Annotated in this window: 4 protein-coding genes; all 4 read right to left on the bottom strand. The window is 61.2% G+C overall.

Annotation, left to right across the window (positions count from 1 at the left end; translation table 11 throughout):
• A partial coding sequence (locus tag L0H65_RS18515) for a polyprenyl synthetase family protein (protein ID WP_301460676.1) occupies positions 1 to 477 on the bottom strand: 477 nt, incomplete at its 3' end.
• A 62-nt stretch (positions 478 to 539) separates the two neighbouring features.
• Positions 540 to 779 carry an exodeoxyribonuclease VII small subunit gene (locus L0H65_RS18510; RefSeq protein ID WP_301460675.1) on the bottom strand — a complete coding sequence of 80 codons (240 nt, stop codon included), beginning with the start codon at positions 777 to 779 and terminating at the stop codon, positions 540 to 542.
• On the bottom strand, positions 776 to 1,702 hold the full coding sequence (locus L0H65_RS18505; protein ID WP_301460674.1) for a histone deacetylase family protein: 927 nt from the start codon (positions 1,700 to 1,702) through the stop codon (positions 776 to 778). Before L0H65_RS18505 ends, L0H65_RS18510 begins: the two co-directional genes overlap by 4 nt.
• Before the next feature lie 63 nt (positions 1,703 to 1,765).
• On the bottom strand, positions 1,766 to 2,257 hold the full coding sequence (locus tag L0H65_RS18500; protein ID WP_301460673.1) for a hypothetical protein: 492 nt from the start codon (positions 2,255 to 2,257) through the stop codon (positions 1,766 to 1,768).
• Positions 2,258 to 2,326 lie beyond the last annotated feature (69 nt).

Below are 2,326 nucleotides of genomic sequence, written 5' to 3'. Positions count from 1 at the left end.
AAACAACGCCCCGGTTTTGCCAAGCTGTAACCGGGTGATTTGTGCCAAGGTCAGCGGCGCTGTAGCAGTTTCGGCGGCGATATCCAGTGCTTGGCCCAATACCATGCCGCGCGCACCTGCCGCACGCGCCATGCCGGAAATCAGGGCGAGGCGGTTTGGCCCCAAAGCCACATCCGTCAACAGCTCAAACGCAAGGCTTTGCAGCGCATCCCCGGCAAGCACCGCCACCGCCTCATTCCATTTGCGGTGAACCGTCGGCAAACCCCGGCGCAAATCGTCGTCATCCATGCAAGGCAGGTCATCATGCACCAGCGAATAGGCGTGGACCGCCTCAATCGCCGCCGCCGCCGCAACGGCGTTTTCGGGTGCAATCCCATGCATGGCGGCCGATTCCAACACCAGAAACCCACGTAAGCCTTTGCCGCCGTGCAGCGCATAGCGCATCGCATGGACAAGGGGTTCATCGTCGAAAACCATCAATGCCGCGTCGAGCCGGGTTTGCACCTGTCGGTTATGCGCGGCCAGCAGGGTCGGAAAGCTCACATCCCCTCCGCCGGGGTGGTGCCGATGGCTTGGCCGTCCTTGGCACGGATCAACTCCACGCGTTCTTCAGCCTTGGCGAGTTTGGCGGCGCAATGCGCCTTTAATGCCGACCCGCGTTCGTAAAGCGAGATCGAGGCTTCCAGCGGCACTTCGCCGCGTTCAAGCGAGGAGACAACCTGCTCCAGTGCGCTCATCGCCTCCTCGAATGTCATCTCTGCCACGGGTTTGTCACTCATTCGCCGCGCTCCTTCAAAACTGCCACATGCGCGGCGGCGGATGCCGCCAGCGCGGGCAGATCATACCCGCCCTCCAACGCCGATACCACCCGCCCTGCGCAGTGCGTGTCCGCCAGATCACAAATCCGCCGGGTGAGCCATGTGAAATCATCTGTGGACCAGTTCAGGTTGGCCAACGGGTCGTCGCGATGGGCGTCAAAACCTGCCGAGATCAGGATCAGTTCCGGCGCGAATGCGTCGATAGCGGGGAAGATATGGGCTTCATAGCCCGCGCGCATTTCCGCGCCCTTGGTGTTGGGGCGCAGGGGCAGGTTGTGAATCTGGCCATGCGCCCCTTTTTCACTGACGGACCCGGAACCGGGATAAAGCGGCATCTGGTGGGACGAGGCGAAAAGCGCGCACGCCTCATCCCAAAGCAGTTCTTGCGTGCCGTTGCCGTGATGCACGTCGAAATCCACAATCGCCACGCGGGAAAGGCGGTGATGATCCAAGGCATGTTTCGCGGCAATGGCGATATTGCCGAACAGGCAAAACCCCATCGCGGTTTCACGTTCGGCATGATGGCCCGGCGGGCGGGTGGCGACAAAGGCATTCGCGGCACCGCCCGCCAGCACCAGATCCACCGCCGCACAAACCCCACCCACACCGCGCAACGCCGCCTGAAAGGAGCCGGGGGCGAGATAGGTATCACCGTCGACATAACCCCAACCTGAGGCAGGAACAGCGGCGCGGCAGCGATCAATGTATCGCATGGGATGACAGCGCGTGATATCCGCCTCGATGCCCAAAGGCGCGTCAACGCGAAGCAGGTCGAACCCGGCAAGGGCTTCGGCAACAACGGCCAGTCGCGCCACCTGTTCCGGGTGGCCGGGTGGCTCATGGTGCAGATCGCAATCAGGATGGGTGAAAAGCGCGGTCGTCATCGTCGGCCCTAACAGAAGTTTTGCGGCGCCGCGCCCGATTGGCAGGGCGCAGCGTGATCGGATTTAGCTGCTTTGTGCCTCTTGGCAGGCGATGGCCTGTTCCAACCCTTCGAACGATCCGGTCAGATCAATCGACATCACTTCCTCCCCATCGTGCGACAGGGTCAGCGTTTGCTTTCGTGCCATGTCGAGGATGAAGTCTTCGCTGTCAAAGGCGATCTCAACGCCGGGTGTGCCATCAAGCCAAACCCCGGTTGCCTCCCCCTCATAGCCAGCGCCGTCGAGATCGAAGGAAATCGGATAGGTCTGCCCTTCGACAATCTCGCCCCAGGCGTCATTGAAGGCCATTACATAGCCGTTGTCCTGTTCGGCATCGAGCCCGACACGGACGGTGGAGCCATCCTCAAAGGCGCTCATGATCAGGCAGCCATTGCCGACGGTTGGATCAACCATGATATCCCAACCACCCGCTTCGCCCCATTTCACAAGATCCTGGGCGGAGGCAGGCAACGAAAGGAGGGTTAACGCAAGCGCGGGGAGTATATATCGAAACATCGTGAACTGTATCCTGGTTGTAAGATGGGTGAGAGTGGATACGCTGACGCCAAGGGGCGTCGAAACCCC

Source organism: Pseudorhodobacter sp. (assembly GCF_030452865.1).
Lineage (GTDB): Bacteria > Pseudomonadota > Alphaproteobacteria > Rhodobacterales > Rhodobacteraceae > Pseudorhodobacter.
Note: the sequence above shows the minus strand (reverse complement) of the source record. Positions and strands in the feature narration are given on the sequence as shown.